General features: G+C 61.5%; 13 protein-coding genes. 6 read left to right on the plus strand and 7 right to left on the minus strand.

The features are described from left to right. Positions 1-225: 225 nt before the first annotated feature. A complete protein-coding gene (locus tag BD293_RS11485) occupies positions 226-636 on the minus strand; it encodes a hypothetical protein (RefSeq protein ID WP_246086276.1) in 411 nt (136 codons plus the stop codon). Then, positions 633-1667: an alkane 1-monooxygenase gene (locus BD293_RS11490; protein ID WP_246086277.1), complete on the minus strand. Its 1035-nt coding sequence runs from the start codon at positions 1665-1667 to the stop codon at positions 633-635. Before BD293_RS11490 ends, BD293_RS11485 begins: the two co-directional genes overlap by 4 nt. A 153-nt stretch (positions 1668-1820) precedes the next feature. Here BD293_RS11490 and ftsY point away from each other — a divergent pair, with 153 nt between their 5' ends. Continuing rightward, entirely contained in the window at positions 1821-2888 is a 1068-nt protein-coding gene (gene ftsY / locus BD293_RS11495; RefSeq protein ID WP_142081868.1) for a signal recognition particle-docking protein FtsY, read from the plus strand. Here the strand turns inward: ftsY and BD293_RS11500 are convergent. Further along, a complete protein-coding gene (locus BD293_RS11500; RefSeq protein ID WP_142081871.1) occupies positions 2879-3457 on the minus strand; it encodes a YqgE/AlgH family protein in 579 nt (192 codons plus the stop codon). The two genes, ftsY and BD293_RS11500, sit on opposite strands and share 10 nt — an antisense overlap. A 163-nt stretch (positions 3458-3620) precedes the next feature. Here BD293_RS11500 and BD293_RS11505 point away from each other — a divergent pair, with 163 nt between their 5' ends. Further along, entirely contained in the window at positions 3621-4421 is an 801-nt protein-coding gene (locus BD293_RS11505) for a protein-disulfide reductase DsbD domain-containing protein (RefSeq protein ID WP_170207119.1), read from the plus strand. On the opposite strand, the gene BD293_RS11510 is transcribed toward BD293_RS11505, so the two are convergent. The 4 genes from BD293_RS11510 to BD293_RS11525 all read right to left on the minus strand — a co-directional run bounded on the left by BD293_RS11510 (position 4413) and on the right by BD293_RS11525 (position 10753). After that, a complete protein-coding gene (locus tag BD293_RS11510) occupies positions 4413-7826 on the minus strand; it encodes an efflux RND transporter permease subunit (protein WP_142081875.1) in 3414 nt (1137 codons plus the stop codon). The two genes, BD293_RS11505 and BD293_RS11510, sit on opposite strands and share 9 nt — an antisense overlap. A 3-nt stretch (positions 7827-7829) precedes the next feature. Beyond that, the gene (locus tag BD293_RS11515; protein WP_142081877.1) at positions 7830-9314 is read right to left on the minus strand and encodes an efflux RND transporter periplasmic adaptor subunit; all 1485 of its coding nucleotides are present in this window, start codon (positions 9312-9314) and stop codon (positions 7830-7832) included. A gap of 87 nt (positions 9315-9401) precedes the next feature. After that, positions 9402-9944, minus strand: a complete 543-nt coding sequence (gene moaB / locus BD293_RS11520) for a molybdenum cofactor biosynthesis protein B (protein ID WP_142081878.1) — start codon at positions 9942-9944, stop codon at positions 9402-9404. Further along, on the minus strand, positions 9941-10753 hold the full coding sequence (locus tag BD293_RS11525; protein ID WP_142081880.1) for a uracil-DNA glycosylase: 813 nt from the start codon (positions 10751-10753) through the stop codon (positions 9941-9943). Before BD293_RS11525 ends, moaB begins: the two co-directional genes overlap by 4 nt. Before the next feature lie 98 nt (positions 10754-10851). Here BD293_RS11525 and BD293_RS11530 point away from each other — a divergent pair, with 98 nt between their 5' ends. Genes BD293_RS11530 through plsY form a run of 4 tightly spaced genes read left to right on the plus strand, consistent with a single transcriptional unit; the run spans position 10852 to position 14208 of the window. Beyond that, complete coding sequence (locus tag BD293_RS11530) at positions 10852-11820, plus strand: aspartate carbamoyltransferase catalytic subunit (RefSeq protein ID WP_142081883.1); 969 nt, start codon at positions 10852-10854, stop codon at positions 11818-11820. Further along, positions 11813-12283, plus strand: coding sequence for a hypothetical protein (locus BD293_RS11535; RefSeq protein ID WP_142081885.1), 471 nt, complete (start codon positions 11813-11815; stop codon positions 12281-12283). The genes BD293_RS11530 and BD293_RS11535 overlap by 8 nt, the downstream gene beginning before the upstream one ends. Next, positions 12283-13593 (plus strand): dihydroorotase, encoded by a 1311-nt coding sequence (gene pyrC, locus BD293_RS11540; protein ID WP_142081887.1) that lies wholly within the window; start codon positions 12283-12285, stop codon positions 13591-13593. The genes BD293_RS11535 and pyrC overlap by 1 nt, the downstream gene beginning before the upstream one ends. A gap of 3 nt (positions 13594-13596) precedes the next feature. Next, positions 13597-14208, plus strand: a complete 612-nt coding sequence (gene plsY, locus BD293_RS11545; protein ID WP_142081890.1) for a glycerol-3-phosphate 1-O-acyltransferase PlsY — start codon at positions 13597-13599, stop codon at positions 14206-14208. Positions 14209-14217: the final 9 nt, after the last annotated feature.

The raw sequence follows: 14217 nt of genomic DNA on the forward strand, positions 1-14217 counted from the left end.
GGGCCGCGGTGCGGCGATCCGCAATTGAAGTTAAAGCACTTTATGCCAGCCACATCCGAGCAAGATCAGAGCGTTGTGCTGGTGGCAGCCAAATCGCCGTGCCCGTGGGCGGCCCGGCGATGCGCGGCGGGCTGACGCCCTTGATTCCGCGCTTGGGGACAGTCCGCAAAGCGCTCAAATCTACGCGACAGATGGCCGAGGACAAAGCGCAAGCGTGCAGTGGCGCTAAACCCCGACCTCTGGCCCCGGACAGATCAGCGGGCGGCTGCTGCGCTGAACCTCGTATAGCTCGGTTTGCTCGCCATCCCCGATGAAGCGGGCGTTCAGCCCCTCATCGCCGCGCCAGAATATCCAGCAATGTTCCTGCTGGGGCATGTCATCATAGACAAAGCAAATCTGCTCGTCCCGGTCGAACCAATGCCCCTCGCGGCATTCATCGCCCATGAAGGCCCATGTGGTGCGCCGACCCGGACGGAATTCTTCTATTCCGTAGGGCACGCCATCCAATCCGAAGGTCAGGGTCCGGCCTGTGACATAGGCCTCAAACTCAGCTGCGCTCATGGGGGTCTGTGCCACAAGCGGGGTGCCAAGACAGGCCATCAGGGCCAGAATGGCGATATTCCTGATCTGCTTCATTCGAGCTCTCCTTGTGCCTTGGCCAGAACACGGTCAACGCGCCGGTCCATCATCTTGAACCATAGCGACGGCAGCAACGCAATCACACCCATCGCGGGCAAGCTATAGGGCAGCATCGGCATATCCGGCGTCAGACGCAAGGCCGGATAGATTCGCCCCGGATGTGCGTGGTGGTCAGAGTGGCGGGTGACATTGACAGTCATCAGCGCTGAAAACCAATGCGGACTGTTCCAGCTGTGATGTGTTTGCTGCGGCGCGTAGCTGCCATCGGGCAATTCGCGGCGAGCAAGGCCATAATGCTGGAGGTAATCGACCATTGCGTGCTGGAATTGCGCATAGCCCCCGAACCCCACCAAGGCCGCGACACCCGCCCACCCCAGCGCAAGCCAGCCAAGCGCCAGCACCGCAAAGGCCCCGCCCAGATATGTCGCATAAGGGTTCATCCGCCCGGAGCGCGCGGCGCGGACCTGTTCCACGCGGTACCCCTCAGTGAAATTGCGCCATAGGCTGCGGGGCAGGTAGCGGTAGAAACTGGTGCCCTTGGGCGGAAAATTCGGGTCTTTTGGGGTTGCGACATGCGGATGGTGCAACAGCCGGTGCGAGGTGGTGACATGGCCGTAGAGCATGGAAATGAACACCCACTTGCCCAAGCTAAACAAACCGCGACCGGTGCGGTGGATCAACTCATGCGCATTGGCGATGCTGATCTGCCCGAAGAATAAGCCAAAGCCAAGAAAGGCAGCGATACGTTCGGCCATGCTCAGTCCAGTTGCGCCGCTTACAGCCATCACACCCAAGGCCAGAAGCCCGAAATGGCTGACCGCCAGCGCCACGGACAGCGCATTGGCCGAGGCTGCGCTGCCGTCCGGGTCAGATGGGGGGGTGAGCAGATGAACAATCTCATCCAGCGCAAAGGCCATGATTGAAATATAGCCCAGTGCCAGCCATATCCATATGCCACCCTGCACCGCGCCAAGGCCCAGCAAAATGACGGGGGTAAGCGCAGCAAGCGCAAAAGGGAAAAGGGGCATATTCATTTTTCCGGTAATCACGACGTGAAACAGCCATAGCACGCACACACGTCCTGCACAGCCGCGCATTTTGCCACTGTTTGCAGGTTTCGGGTGCTTTCCAAAGCGCCATTCATCAGGTAGCTCTGAGCGAGGCAAGACAAGGATCAGCGCATGTCGTTTTTCAAGAAGCTGAAAGAGCGGATGTTCCGCTCCTCCTCGAAACTCGACGAGGGGCTGGAAGCGCTTGTGGACGACACGGGCGAAGACCTGCCGCCGCCCCCGCAAGCCCCGGACAACCCCGATGTCGTGCCAGAGCCGCGACCTGCACCCGACCCCGCACAGCCCCAGCCCGCGAAACCCGGACTGATTGACCGGATGCTCAGCCGCGATGATGCACCGCGCCGGGTGCTGGATGACGACATGCTGGAACGGCTGGAAGAGTTGCTGATCCAGTCTGACATGGGTGTGGAAACCGCCATGCGCGTCAGTGCCAATCTGGCCGAGGGGCGCTTTGGGCGCAAAATGTCGGTGAACGAGATCAAGTCAGCGCTGGCTGATGAAATCACCCGCATCATGGACCCTGTGGCCAAGCCCATGCCCCTCTATGCCGCGCGCCCGCAAGTCGTGCTGGTGGTGGGGGTAAATGGCGCGGGCAAGACTACGACAATCGGCAAATTGGCCAGCCAGTTCCGCGAGGCCGGAAAATCGGTGATGATCGCGGCAGGCGATACATTCCGCGCCGCCGCAGTCGAGCAGTTGCAAATCTGGGGCACCCGCGCTGGTGTGCCAGTGATGACCGCGCCAGAGGGATCAGACCCGGCAAGCCTTGCCTATGACGCGCTGGCGCGGGCCAAAGCGGAAGGCGTGGATTTGCTGATGATTGACACCGCCGGACGGCTGCAAAACCGCGCCGATCTGATGGAGGAGCTGGCCAAAATCCTGCGCGTGCTGCGCAAGCTGGACCCAGATGCGCCCCACAACACATTGCTGGTGCTGGATGCGACGACAGGGCAGAACGCCCTTAATCAGGTCGAGATATTCCGCAAGCTGGCAGATGTCACAGGGCTGGTCATGACCAAGCTTGATGGCACGGCGCGCGGTGGTGTTCTGGTGGCGTTGGCAGACCGGTTCGGCCTGCCGATCCATGCCATCGGTGTGGGCGAGCAGATCGACGATTTGCAGGCGTTTGATCCCGAAGAATTTGCGGCCGCGCTGATCGGCACCGACCTTCAGGCGTGACCCGACGCCCCGGATAAAAGCCGCGGATCAACCCCGATCTGCCCAAGCGCGGCGCTCCACTTGCCCGCATCCTCTGTGCCAAACAGCATATCTGGCACACCGTCAGCAATCAGCCAGCCACCTGCCTGAATTTCACCGTCCAGTTGCTCAGGCCCCCATCCGGCATAGCCAAGGGCCACGATCGACTGCGCTGGCCCCTGCCCGCGCGCCATCTCGGCCAGCACTTCCACAGATGTACTCAGAACGATTCCGTCAGACACTTGCAAACTGCCTTCTGCATTGAAGAAATCCGGCGAATGCAGCACGAACCCGCGCGAGGTTTCGACCGGACCGCCGAAATGCACAGGGCCATCAACCGCATCCGAGCCAAGCCCTCTGCCTGCCTCGGTGGCCTCAATGTTCAGATGTTCCATCAGTTTGATCAGGTTCAGATCTGGCAACGGTTTGTTGATGATTACGCCCATAGCGCCGCTCTCGGAATGGGCGCATAAAAACACCACTGAATGCGCGAATCGGGGGTCCGGCATTGACGGCATGGCGATCAGCAGTTTTCCGATAAGTTGTGTCATATCTGTCCGGGTTGTGGCACGCACGTTAGCATGCATGTGTTCTCACGCCTTGCCAAGGGGGGCAAATGTCAGACAGACATGCTTTTATGGTCACAGCCGTGCCAAGTCGCGCCCTTGTGACTTCCCTTCCCGGCCTGCTCAGGGAATCTAGGAGACGATGAATATGTTTCGCACCCTCGCTACCCTTTGCGCTTTGGCGGCCCCGTTTGCGGGCCATGCACAGGCACCGCATCCCTCCGAGATTATCGAGGCCAATATGCGTCCCGGTTGGAAAACCGATGCGGGCACCTATATGGCCGCGCTGCATTTGCAACTGGCCCAAGACTGGATCACCTATTGGCGCCATCCGGGCGAAAGCGGGATCGCGCCCAAGCTGGATATTTCCGCATCCCGAAATCTGGCGGGCGCGCGCATTCTGTGGCCGGAACCCCGACTGTTTATAATGGCAGGCTTTGCCAGCATCGGCTACGCCGATGACATCGTTCTGCCCATCGAGCTGACCCCCATCGACCCAAGCCTGCCGGTAGAGTTGAATGCCACCCTGTCTGTCGGGGTCTGCGCTGACATTTGCATTCCGGTCGATCTGTCGCTGAATGCAGCGGTAAATGGCAAAGGCGCGCCAGACGGTGTGATCGCAGCCGCATTGACCCACCGCCCACGCGATGCGAGCACCGCAGGATTGAACGGGATCAGTTGCGCCATCAGCCCCGACAAGCGCGGATTGCGGCTGAGTGCCAGCCTGCAAATGCCGCCACAAGGCACTGACGAATTTGTATTGGTTGAAATGCTGGGCACGACGATGCCGGCGCGGGTAATGCCGACGCAGCGTCAGGGCGACACGTTGACCGGACAGACATTGTTTCGCACCAAGACCGGCGGGTCCATTGACCGATCGGCCGTGCGGATCAGCGTGGTCAGCGAACACGGAACAACTGTGCATCAGGGCTGCGCGCTGTCAGACTGACGCGACCTTGCGGCGCGCCCCCATCCACAGCCCCATAGCGCCCAATATCCACGCCACCGCCAAGCCCAGCGCCGCACCGCCCATAAACAGGATCATGGCCGCGCGCATCGGCGCCTCTGCCAGTGCGGTCAGGAAGTGGGGCAAAGGCATCGTGCCCGACACCATCACACTGCCCATCGTTGCCGCAAACCAGACCCCCAAAACCAGCGCTGCAATCATCGGCACCAGCGCCACGCCACGCGCAGGCTGCGTCAGTGACCGGCGCAGCGATATGACCTGACGGCGCATGTCGTGCCCAATGGCCAGTACCGCAGGCACCAACAGCAACACGATGAACATGCCAAACCCCAGCCCGTATACCAGCGTAATGACTGTTGGCTTCAGGAACGCCGCCTGAGTCGAGTTCTCGAACAGCAAAGGCGTCAGGCCCAGCACAGTGGTCAGTGTCGTCAGCAGCACAGGGCGCAAGCGGTCGCAGGTTGCATCAATGATCGACGGGATCAGCCCCCGGTCGCGGGCGTATTGATCGACCGTGGTCACCAACACAATGGAATCGTTTATGATAATCCCTGCCATCCCCATGACCCCGACAACCGAGAACATGGACATGGCCATGTTCCAGCTCAGATGCCCGTAAATCACCCCGATCAGCCCAAAAGGAATAACCGCCATCACGACCAAGGGACGCAGCCAACTGGAAAACACCCAAGCCAGCGTCAGATAGATCAGGATCAGGCATAACCCGATGCCGATAGCCGCATCGGTCAGGAATTCGCGTTCCTGCTCGGCTTGCCCCGACAGCCGCGTCACGATGCCGAAATCGGACTCCAGATCGGGGAGAATACGCTCGGTCAGCAGGCGCGTGATCTCGCGCGCACGGGCGGGATCATCCTCGGACAGATCGCCCGAGACAGTGACCACACGCACACCATTCTCGCGCCGCACCGTTGAAAAGCCCTGCCGCTCGGACACCGAAACAATGTCGCCCAGCGGCACATGGCTGCCGGATTCGGCACGCATCATCATGCTGTCCAGAAAATCAGCCGCGCGTTCGGATTGTGGGACTTCCACGCGAATGCGACCTGTACGCAACCCATCGGGGAAGGTCGCTGCCTCTATGCCCGACAGCCGGTTGCGCAGATCGCGCGAAAGCCCCTCAATGGTGAAGCCCAGCGCCTGCCCTTGCGGGGTCAGTTGCAACAGCAATTCTTGCTTGTCATAGGGCAGATTGTCTTCCAGCCCTGTGATTTCGGGAAAGGGCACAAGTGCCGCGCGCAATGCCTCAGAGGCCGCTTTCAGCGTCTCGGCATCCCCCCCGCTCAGATCGACCGAGATTGAATCCCCTCCCGGCCCGGTGCCCCATGAGCGGAAACTGAATTCTTCAAGCCGGGGCAAGGGCTGGACTTCATCTTGCAAGGCTGATGCAAAAGCTGCGGAAGACATGCTGCGAAAATCCGCATCCACAAGGTCGATGGAGATGGCCCCAAGAAGGTCACCCTCTTTGTTCTCAGCAGAGGCAAGCGCCCGTCCCGCATGGCCACCAAGCTCGGCCATGACGAACAGCACGGGGTTGGTGCCGGTCTCTTCCTCGGTGCGGGCGGCGAGTGCGGCAGTTGCGCGCTGCAATTCGCGCAACATTTCCAGCGTATCGGCGCGGGTCGCACCGTCCGTCATAACAATGTTGCCGGAGATCGAGCCTTGCTCCGGCGGGTTGAAGAACCTGAACGGCAAATCACCCCGCACCAGATGCGACATCTGAATTGTCAGCAGCGCGATCAGGCCCGCCACAACCGGATAGCGCGCCGCGATGACAAACGCCATAAAGGGCCGGAACGCGCGTTCACGCACCCATTTGAAACCGCGATTGACCTGCCGCGAGGGCCAGTCATACCACCGCTCTTTCAGACCGCTGGCAATCGCGTGATACATGTGGTTGGGCAGGATCAGAAAACACTCGACCAGTGACGCAATCAAGACCGCAATCACGGTCAGCGGAATATCGGCAATCAGACTGCCAAAGCGCCCCCCCACAAGAATAAGCGCGCCAAAGGCGAGAACTGTCGTGATCGTGGCCGCAAAGACTGGCTGCGCCATACGGGTGGCCGCATTCTCGGCCGCTTCTGCGGGCGACTCGCCCAGTTCCCGCGCCCGGTAGTCGGCGTGTTCGCCCACCACAATCGCATCATCGACCACGATCCCCAGCGTGATGATCAGCGCAAACAGCGAGATCATGTTGAAGCTTAGCCCCATCAGATACATCACCGCAATCGCGGCCAGCATCGCCGCCGGGATACCTGCCGACACCCAAAACGCCGTGCGCGCATTCAGGAACAAGAACAACAAGACCACCACAAGGCCCAAGCCCAACGTCGCGTTCTTGACCAGTATCATGATCCGGCCAGAGATGAATTCCGCCCGCGTCGAGACCAGCTCGAACTTGACGCCCTCGGGCAGATCGCGGTTCATCACTTCTGCCATTGCCTGCACGCGCGCCTGAATATCAATAGCATCGCCACGCTCTGATCGGTCCACGCGCAGGGTGATTGCAGGGTTGTCATCGACCCAGAAAGCGCGGTCACGGTCGATGCCGCCCTCGCTCAGGACCGCGACATCGCCCAGCCGAAGCACTGTGCCATCGGCGCGGGTGCGCAATGCGATTTCCGCCATCTGCTCGGCGGTACGGCGCTCTGCCCCTGTGCGGACACGCGACATGCCAGACGACACCTCGCCTGAGGGGTCTGTGCTGACAGTGCTGCGTATGGCCTGCGCAATGTCGGCCATGCTCAGATCTTGTTCGATCAGGTTGCGCGTCTGCACCTCGACCAGCACTTCGGCGCTGGCCACCCCCCGAATGCTGGTGCGGGTAATACCTGCATTATACAGCCTTGCCGCAAATTCATCGGCAAAGCGCGCCAGTTGCTCCACCGCGACAGGGCCAGTCACAACCACATTTGTCACCCGATCCGCCCAGCTTGAACGACGGGTGACAGGGGCTTCCACATCCTCAGGCAGATTTCCGACCGCATCCAGCGCGTCTTGCACATCAGAATTGGCGCGCGACATGTCCCAACCGGTTTCAAATTCCAGACTGAAGCTGGCGCGCCCCTCGCGCGATTGGGCGGTAACGCTGGTCACACCGTCCACGGCTTGCAGCGCGGGCCCAACCAGTTGGGCGACACCGCGATCCAGATCTTCCGCCCCTGCCCCCGGCCAGCGAATATCGACCGAGACAGTGTCGACAACAACATCCGGAAAGAACTGGGCGCGCATCTGGGGAATAGCCGCCAGACCCGACACGATCATGATGACAAGCAACAGGTTGGCGGCAGTTTTGTGGCGCGTGAAATACCGGAATATGCCCAGTGCCTGCACGGCCAATCGGTCCTTGGTGCTGCGCACGATCATGCCTTATCCCCCACGTTGCGGGCGACCGGCATTGTCAGTTTCCAGCCGTTCCAACATACTGGCTGGCACCGTATCTTCCGACAGTTGCGCAATCATGCGCGCACGCACCGTTTCGGGCATACCTGTGTTGCCTTCGACCTGCGCAATCAGGCGGGCACGGCGTTCCGGGTCGAGCGTCACCATTTCCGGCGCGTCAAGCACCACTTCACCCGTGGCAGTTTCGCGCTGCGGGCGCACCAGAATGCCCGTCCCAAGGCTTGGGCCGATCTCGCGAACAATCTCCAGTCCGGCAAGCGCGCCCGCTTCAACCAGAACGCTGTCGCCCTGACGCCGCACGATTGTGACAGGCCGCGCGCTTAGGCGATTGTCATCATTGATGACCAGCACATTGCCCGCGGCATTCACTGCCGTTGCAGGCAAAAGCGCCACATCTTGTAATGCAGGTTCCTGTAGGCGTACCGTCACGAAATCGCCGGGGCGAAAGCCGCGCGGCGCGACCAGTTCGACAAACAATTGCCGCCCGCTTTGCCCCTGCTCCACAGTGGCAGAGGCCCGGACCAACCGCGCGGGCGAGGTAATCTCGAACCCGGCGACTTCCAGCGCGACCTCGGCCTCGCTGCTTTGCAGGCGCCCGTCATCATCAATCAGGCGCAAATATTGCGCCGTCGAGACGCGAACTGCGACCTCAAGCGAGTCGGGGTCGATGATGCGGCCAAGCTGTTCATTCGAACTTACCAGCCCGCCTTGCACGATGCTGACATCGGCCAGTGTTCCGCCAAAATTTGCATAGACCCGCGTATCGGACAGGCGGCGCTCGGCCTCGGCCAATGAGATGCGCTGACGCTCCAGCGCGCTTTCGGCCTGATCGCGGCGGGCGATGGCTTGTGCTTCGGCCTGCCTGCGTCCGACAGTTGCCTGTCGTGCGGATGACAGCGCAAGCTCTGCCTCCTCCAGCGCGGCTTCAGTCGAGACGCCGCGTTCTGCCAATTCCTGACGGCGGTCCAGCGCGCGGACACGCAGGTCAAACTGCGCCTGCGCGGCGGCCACATCTTCGCCAGCAAGGTCCAGCGCGCGGGTTGCGTCACGCAACTCTGACTCGGCGCGGGCAAGGTCTGAGCGCTCCAACGCCAGGGCAGCCTCGGCGTCGGCGGGGTCTATGCGGAACAGCAACTGCCCCTCGCGCACCTCTGCCCCGTCTTCAAAGCCCTGCGCCACTTCCAGCACACGCCCGCCAACAGGCGCGCGCAATTCCAATGAGCGGCGCGTGCGCACTTCGCCAAAGGCCGAGAGGGTTGGCGTCACCTCGCTTGCTGTGACAGGCAATGCCCGGACCGTGAACACGCGCTCGCGCGCGCCCTGCCCCGGCCCACCGGGAACGTCTGCGCGACTTTGGATCGCGGTGACAAGCGTATAGCCCGCATAGCCCAGCGCAGCGATGGACATGGTCGCAAGAAAAAGCCCAAGCAGGCTGCGGGTCAGAAATCGCATGGCTATTCCAGTTCAGGATGACGGCACACAAAAGAAACTACGCCGCAAAAGCTGCATCAGTTCAATAAACTTCAACGCAACAAGGCGTTACTTCCGTCGCAGATGTTCATCGAGACGGGGAAATATTTCTACAAAATTGCAAGGCCGGTGGCGAAAGTCGAATTGAAATGACAGAATTTCATCCCACGCATCCTTGCATGCGCCGGGCGAGCCGGGCAGCGCAAACAGATATGTCCCCTGCGCCACGCCCGCACAGGCCCGCGACTGCACGGCCGATGTGCCGATCTTCTGCATCGAGACGATGGTAAACACAGTGCCAAACGCCTCGATTTCTTTCTCGTACACATCGCGGTGCGCCTCGACCGTGACGTCGCGGCCGGTCAAGCCGGTGCCGCCGGTGGTCAGGATCGCGTCAATTTCTGGGTCTGCACACCATGCGCGCAACTGTGCTGCAATCTGTGCGCGTTCATCGCGCACAATGTCGCGCGCGGCCAGAACATGGCCCGCCCCCTCGATCCGCGCGACAAGAGTGTCACCGGATTTGTCGGTGCCGGGATCGCGGGTGTCAGACACGGTAAGCACTGCGAAGCGCACCGGCATAAAGGGTTTGGTTTCGTCAATTCGGCTCATGGCAATGTCCTTAAGCGGGCTTGCAGGTCCAGCAGGTCGGCCCATGCTTCGCGCTTGGCGGCGAGGTTGCGCAGCAGATAGGCGGGGTGCAGCATGGGCAGGGCGGGCCGCCCCGCAACCTCGCGCCACTGGCCACGAATGCGGGTAATTGCCTCGTTGCTGTGCAGCAGCGTTATGGCCGAAATGCGCCCCATCAGGATCAGGATGTCGGGGTTAATCAATTCGATATGCCGCATAACAAAGGGGCGGAACATGGCGCGTTCATCCGGGCTGGGGTCGCGGTTTTGCGGCGGGCGCCATGGCAGAATATTGGTGATATAGACTGACGACGCTGGGTCGGGGTGATCGCGGCGCATGTTGATTGCGGCCAGCATTCGGTCCAGCAACTGCCCTGCCTCACCGATGAATGGCTTGCCTTGCCTGTCTTCCTCGCGGCCCGGTGCCTCTCCCACGATCATGACACGGGCCTCGGGCTGGCCATCGCAGAACACCAGATTGCGCGCGCCGCGCTTCAACTCGCTATGCGGGAAATCGGCAAGGGCTGCTTGCAGCGCTTCCAGATCAGGCGCGGCCTCGGCCATGGCCTGCGCTTCGCCAACCGGGTCCGCCTTCTGGACGGGCGGGGATGCAGGCGGGAGTTTCGCAGATTTGGGCGCTTCGGCCTTCGGGGCCACGACAGGGGCGGGGTCCAGGGCGTAGCGGTTGACAGGCGCGTCGCAAATGCCTTCAACCACACCCATCTCGACCTGCCAGTCGAGGCAGGCACGTGCAACGTGCCAATCTGTCTCCCAAGTTGCCGGTGCGTTCATGGGGTCATAGGTAGTCTGCCAGCGGCGAAGGGTAAAGCGGCCTTGTCGTCGCGGGACGCGGTTTCTATAACGGCGCAGGCGCTGAAGGCGGGGGACGCATGACTTTCAAACAGAATCACCTTCTGGGGATCGAACCGCTGCACCCCACCGAGATTACGTCGATTCTTGATCTGGCTGACGAATATGTCGCGCTGAACCGATCAAGCGAGAAACACGGCACCGCCCTGTCCGGCATGACGCAAATCAACATGTTTTTCGAGGCGTCCACCCGCACGCAGGCCAGTTTTGAGTTGGCGGGAAAACGCTTGGGCGCGGATGTCATGAACATGTCCATGGCGCAATCCAGCCTGAAAAAGGGCGAGACACTGATCGACACCGCGCTGACGCTGAACGCCATGCACCCCGATTTGCTGGTGGTGCGTCATGGCAGTTCGGGGGCGGTGAACCTGCTGGCCGAAAAGGTAAATTGCGCCGTGCTCAACGCGGGCGACGGCAAACACGAACACCCCACACAAGCGCTGCTGGATGCGCTGACGATACGGCGCAAGAAAGGCCGGTTGCACCGGCTCAGCATCGCGATTTGCGGCGATATCGCCCATAGCCGCGTCGCCCGCTCAAACCTGATCCTGCTGGGCAAAATGGAAAACCGCGTGCGCCTTGTCGGCCCGCCCACACTTATGCCCAAGGGCGTTGAGGAGTTCGGCGTTGAAGTGTTCGACGACATGCGCGCGGGGCTGGAAGGGGCGGATGTGGTGATGATGCTGCGGCTACAGCGGGAACGCATGGATGGCGGCTTTGTGCCGTCAGAGCGCGAATATTTCCACCGCTATGGGCTGGATGCCGAGAAACTGGCCTATGCCAAGGAAGATGCGATTGTCATGCATCCCGGCCCGATGAACCGCGGGATCGAGATTGACGGCGCGATTGCAGATGACATCAACCGCTCGGTCATTCAGGAACAGGTTGAAATGGGGGTCGCCGTGCGCATGGCGGCGATGGACCTGCTGGCGCGCAACCTGCGCCGCGCACGCGAGCGCGAAAGACTGAGAGAGGCCGCAAATGGGTGAGGAAATCCGCGAAAGCAGCCTTGGCGATACGGTGTTCGAACCCGAACCCGGCGAGAAAATACTGCGCGAGATCCGGTCCGACAAGGCGACCTACTGGCGCGACCACGGGGTAATGGCAGTGCTGGGCATGGGCGTGGTGGGCATGGTGCTGTCGCTTATCGGCTCGGACCATGTGGCGATCGGCAGCTTGGGCGCAGTGCTTGCGCTGGCTGTGCGCGGGCTGTGGCTGTATTCCGAGCAGATGAAATTTCGCTGGGTGCTCAGCAATATGCGCCTTGTCGGTCCGGGGGGGCGGCAGGTGTATCTGCTGGAACTTGAGCGCGCGCGGCGGTTTTTCGGCGATATCCAGTTAATCACCAAATCGGGCGACAAGCATCTGATCAAGCACATCCGCCAGTCCGACGGGCTGGTGGCCGAGATTGAAGCGGCGCGCGAAAAGCGCACCAAGCGCAAGGGTGGCTGATGGCCGAATATGTCCCAACCCCTGAGGAGGCAAACCGCGTGATCTGGTTTCACAACGCCCGCCTGATCGACCCCGAGCGCGGCGAAGAGCGTATTGGCACTCTGCTGGTGCAGGGCGGCACAATCACCGAAATCGACGCGCCCTGCCCTGATGGCGCTGTGCATGTGGACTGCGATGGCAAATGCCTTGCCCCCGGCATTGTGGATATGGGCGTGCAGGTCGGCGAGCCGGGCGCGCAACATAAGGAATCCTTGCGCACAGCCGGTCTGGCAGCGGCCAAGGGCGGGGTTACAACCATCATCATGCGCCCGGACACCACGCCTGCCATCGACACGCCCGAAGTGCTGGAATATGTCACCCGCCGCGCCGAGGCGCGCACCCCCGTAAATATCCGTGCAATGGCCACCCTGACCCGCGCGCGCGACGGGCGCGAGATGTCCGAGATTGCCTTTCTGCTCGACACTGGCGCAGTGGCGTTCACCGATGGGGACAGGGTTCTGACCGACACCAAGGTTCTGGCCCGCTGCATGACCTATGCCAAAGGTTTAGGCGCGCTGATTATAGGGCACCCACAAGATGCAGGCCTGTCCACCGGCGCCTGCGCCACCAGCGGCAAATTCGCATCCCTGCGTGGCCTGCCCGCTGTGTCTGCCATGGCCGAGCGGATGGGCTTTGACCGCGATATGGGGCTGGTCGAGATGACGGGCGTGCGCTACCACGCCGACCAGATCACCAGCGCACGCACCCTGCCCGCCTTGGAGCGCGCCAAGCGCAACGGGTTGCCGGTAACAGCGGGCATTTCCATCCATCACCTGACATTGAACGAGTTGGATGTCGGCGATTACCGCACCTTTTTCAAATTCACCCCGCCACTGCGCAGCGAAACCGACCGCAATGCGATGGTGCGCGCCGTGGCCGAGGGACTGATTGACGTGATCTGCTCGATGCACACGCCGCAGGATGAGGAGTCCAAGCGCCTGCCATTCGAGGAAGCAGCATCGGGGGCTGTCGGGCTGGAAACCCTGCTTCCGGCGGCGATGCGGCTGTATCATTCCGAAGGCCTGAGCCTGTCGCAAATCTGGCGCGCACTGTCCTATAACCCTGCACAGCTTCTGGGACTGGACGGGGGGCGGCTGTCGGTTGGTGCGCCTGCCGATCTGGTGCTGTTCGACCCCGACGCCCCTTTCGTGCTGGACCGTTTCGCACTGCGGTCAAAATCCAAGAACACACCCTTTGACGGGGCACGCATGGAAGGGCGGGTTCTTGCCACTTATGTCGCAGGCACCTGCGTCTATGACAACAAGGGGTAAACCATGCCTGAATTGCTGACACCATTCTGGCTTTTGGGTCTGGTCGGGCTGGCGGCCTATATGCTTGGATCGGTCCCTTTCGGGGTGGTGGTCGCACGGGTGATGGGCCTTGGCGATCTGCGCGCCATCGGGTCTGGCAATATCGGCGCAACCAATGTCATGCGAACCGGCAACAAGCTGGCGGGGGCGCTGACATTGGCCCTCGACGCGGGCAAGGGCGCGGTTGCGGCCCTGATCGCTTGGGTGGCTATTGGTGAAGACGCCGCGCAAGCGGCAGCTTTGGCCGCGTTTCTGGGCCATCTTTACCCGGTCTATCTGGGCTTCAAGGGGGGCAAGGGGGTTGCAACCTTTATCGGCACTGCATTTGCGCTGGCATGGCCTGTGGCGCTGGCCATCTGCGCCATCTGGGCGGTGGTGTTCAAACTGTCGCGCTATTCCTCGCTGTCGGCGCTGATCGCAAGCGCCCTCAGCCCCGCACTGGCGTTGGCCTTTGGTCATGGCAGCATGGCCGCGCTGTTTGCGGCGCTGACCTTGATGATATTTTACAAACACAGCGGCAATATCCGCCGCTTTCTGGCCGGAACCGAACCAAAATTCGAGCGTAAGCGCCCATAGGGCAAAAGA

Origin of the sequence: Roseinatronobacter monicus, from assembly GCF_006716865.1 — a bacterium.
In the GTDB taxonomy this organism is placed as follows: domain Bacteria; phylum Pseudomonadota; class Alphaproteobacteria; order Rhodobacterales; family Rhodobacteraceae; genus Roseinatronobacter; species Roseinatronobacter monicus.

Coding starts and splice junctions, on each gene's coding strand:
- BD293_RS11485 (WP_246086276.1), bottom strand. CDS start 636: ATGAAGCAGATCAGGAATATCGCCATTCTGGCCCTGATGGCCTGTCTT.
- BD293_RS11490 (WP_246086277.1), bottom strand. CDS start 1,667: ATGCCCCTTTTCCCTTTTGCGCTTGCTGCGCTTACCCCCGTCATTTTG.
- ftsY (WP_142081868.1), top strand. CDS start 1,821: ATGTCGTTTTTCAAGAAGCTGAAAGAGCGGATGTTCCGCTCCTCCTCG.
- BD293_RS11500 (WP_142081871.1), bottom strand. CDS start 3,457: ATGACACAACTTATCGGAAAACTGCTGATCGCCATGCCGTCAATGCCG.
- BD293_RS11505 (WP_170207119.1), top strand. CDS start 3,621: ATGTTTCGCACCCTCGCTACCCTTTGCGCTTTGGCGGCCCCGTTTGCG.
- BD293_RS11510 (WP_142081875.1), bottom strand. CDS start 7,826: ATGATCGTGCGCAGCACCAAGGACCGATTGGCCGTGCAGGCACTGGGC.
- BD293_RS11515 (WP_142081877.1), bottom strand. CDS start 9,314: ATGCGATTTCTGACCCGCAGCCTGCTTGGGCTTTTTCTTGCGACCATG.
- moaB (WP_142081878.1), bottom strand. CDS start 9,944: ATGAGCCGAATTGACGAAACCAAACCCTTTATGCCGGTGCGCTTCGCA.
- BD293_RS11525 (WP_142081880.1), bottom strand. CDS start 10,753: ATGAACGCACCGGCAACTTGGGAGACAGATTGGCACGTTGCACGTGCC.
- BD293_RS11530 (WP_142081883.1), top strand. CDS start 10,852: ATGACTTTCAAACAGAATCACCTTCTGGGGATCGAACCGCTGCACCCC.
- BD293_RS11535 (WP_142081885.1), top strand. CDS start 11,813: ATGGGTGAGGAAATCCGCGAAAGCAGCCTTGGCGATACGGTGTTCGAA.
- pyrC (WP_142081887.1), top strand. CDS start 12,283: ATGGCCGAATATGTCCCAACCCCTGAGGAGGCAAACCGCGTGATCTGG.
- plsY (WP_142081890.1), top strand. CDS start 13,597: ATGCCTGAATTGCTGACACCATTCTGGCTTTTGGGTCTGGTCGGGCTG.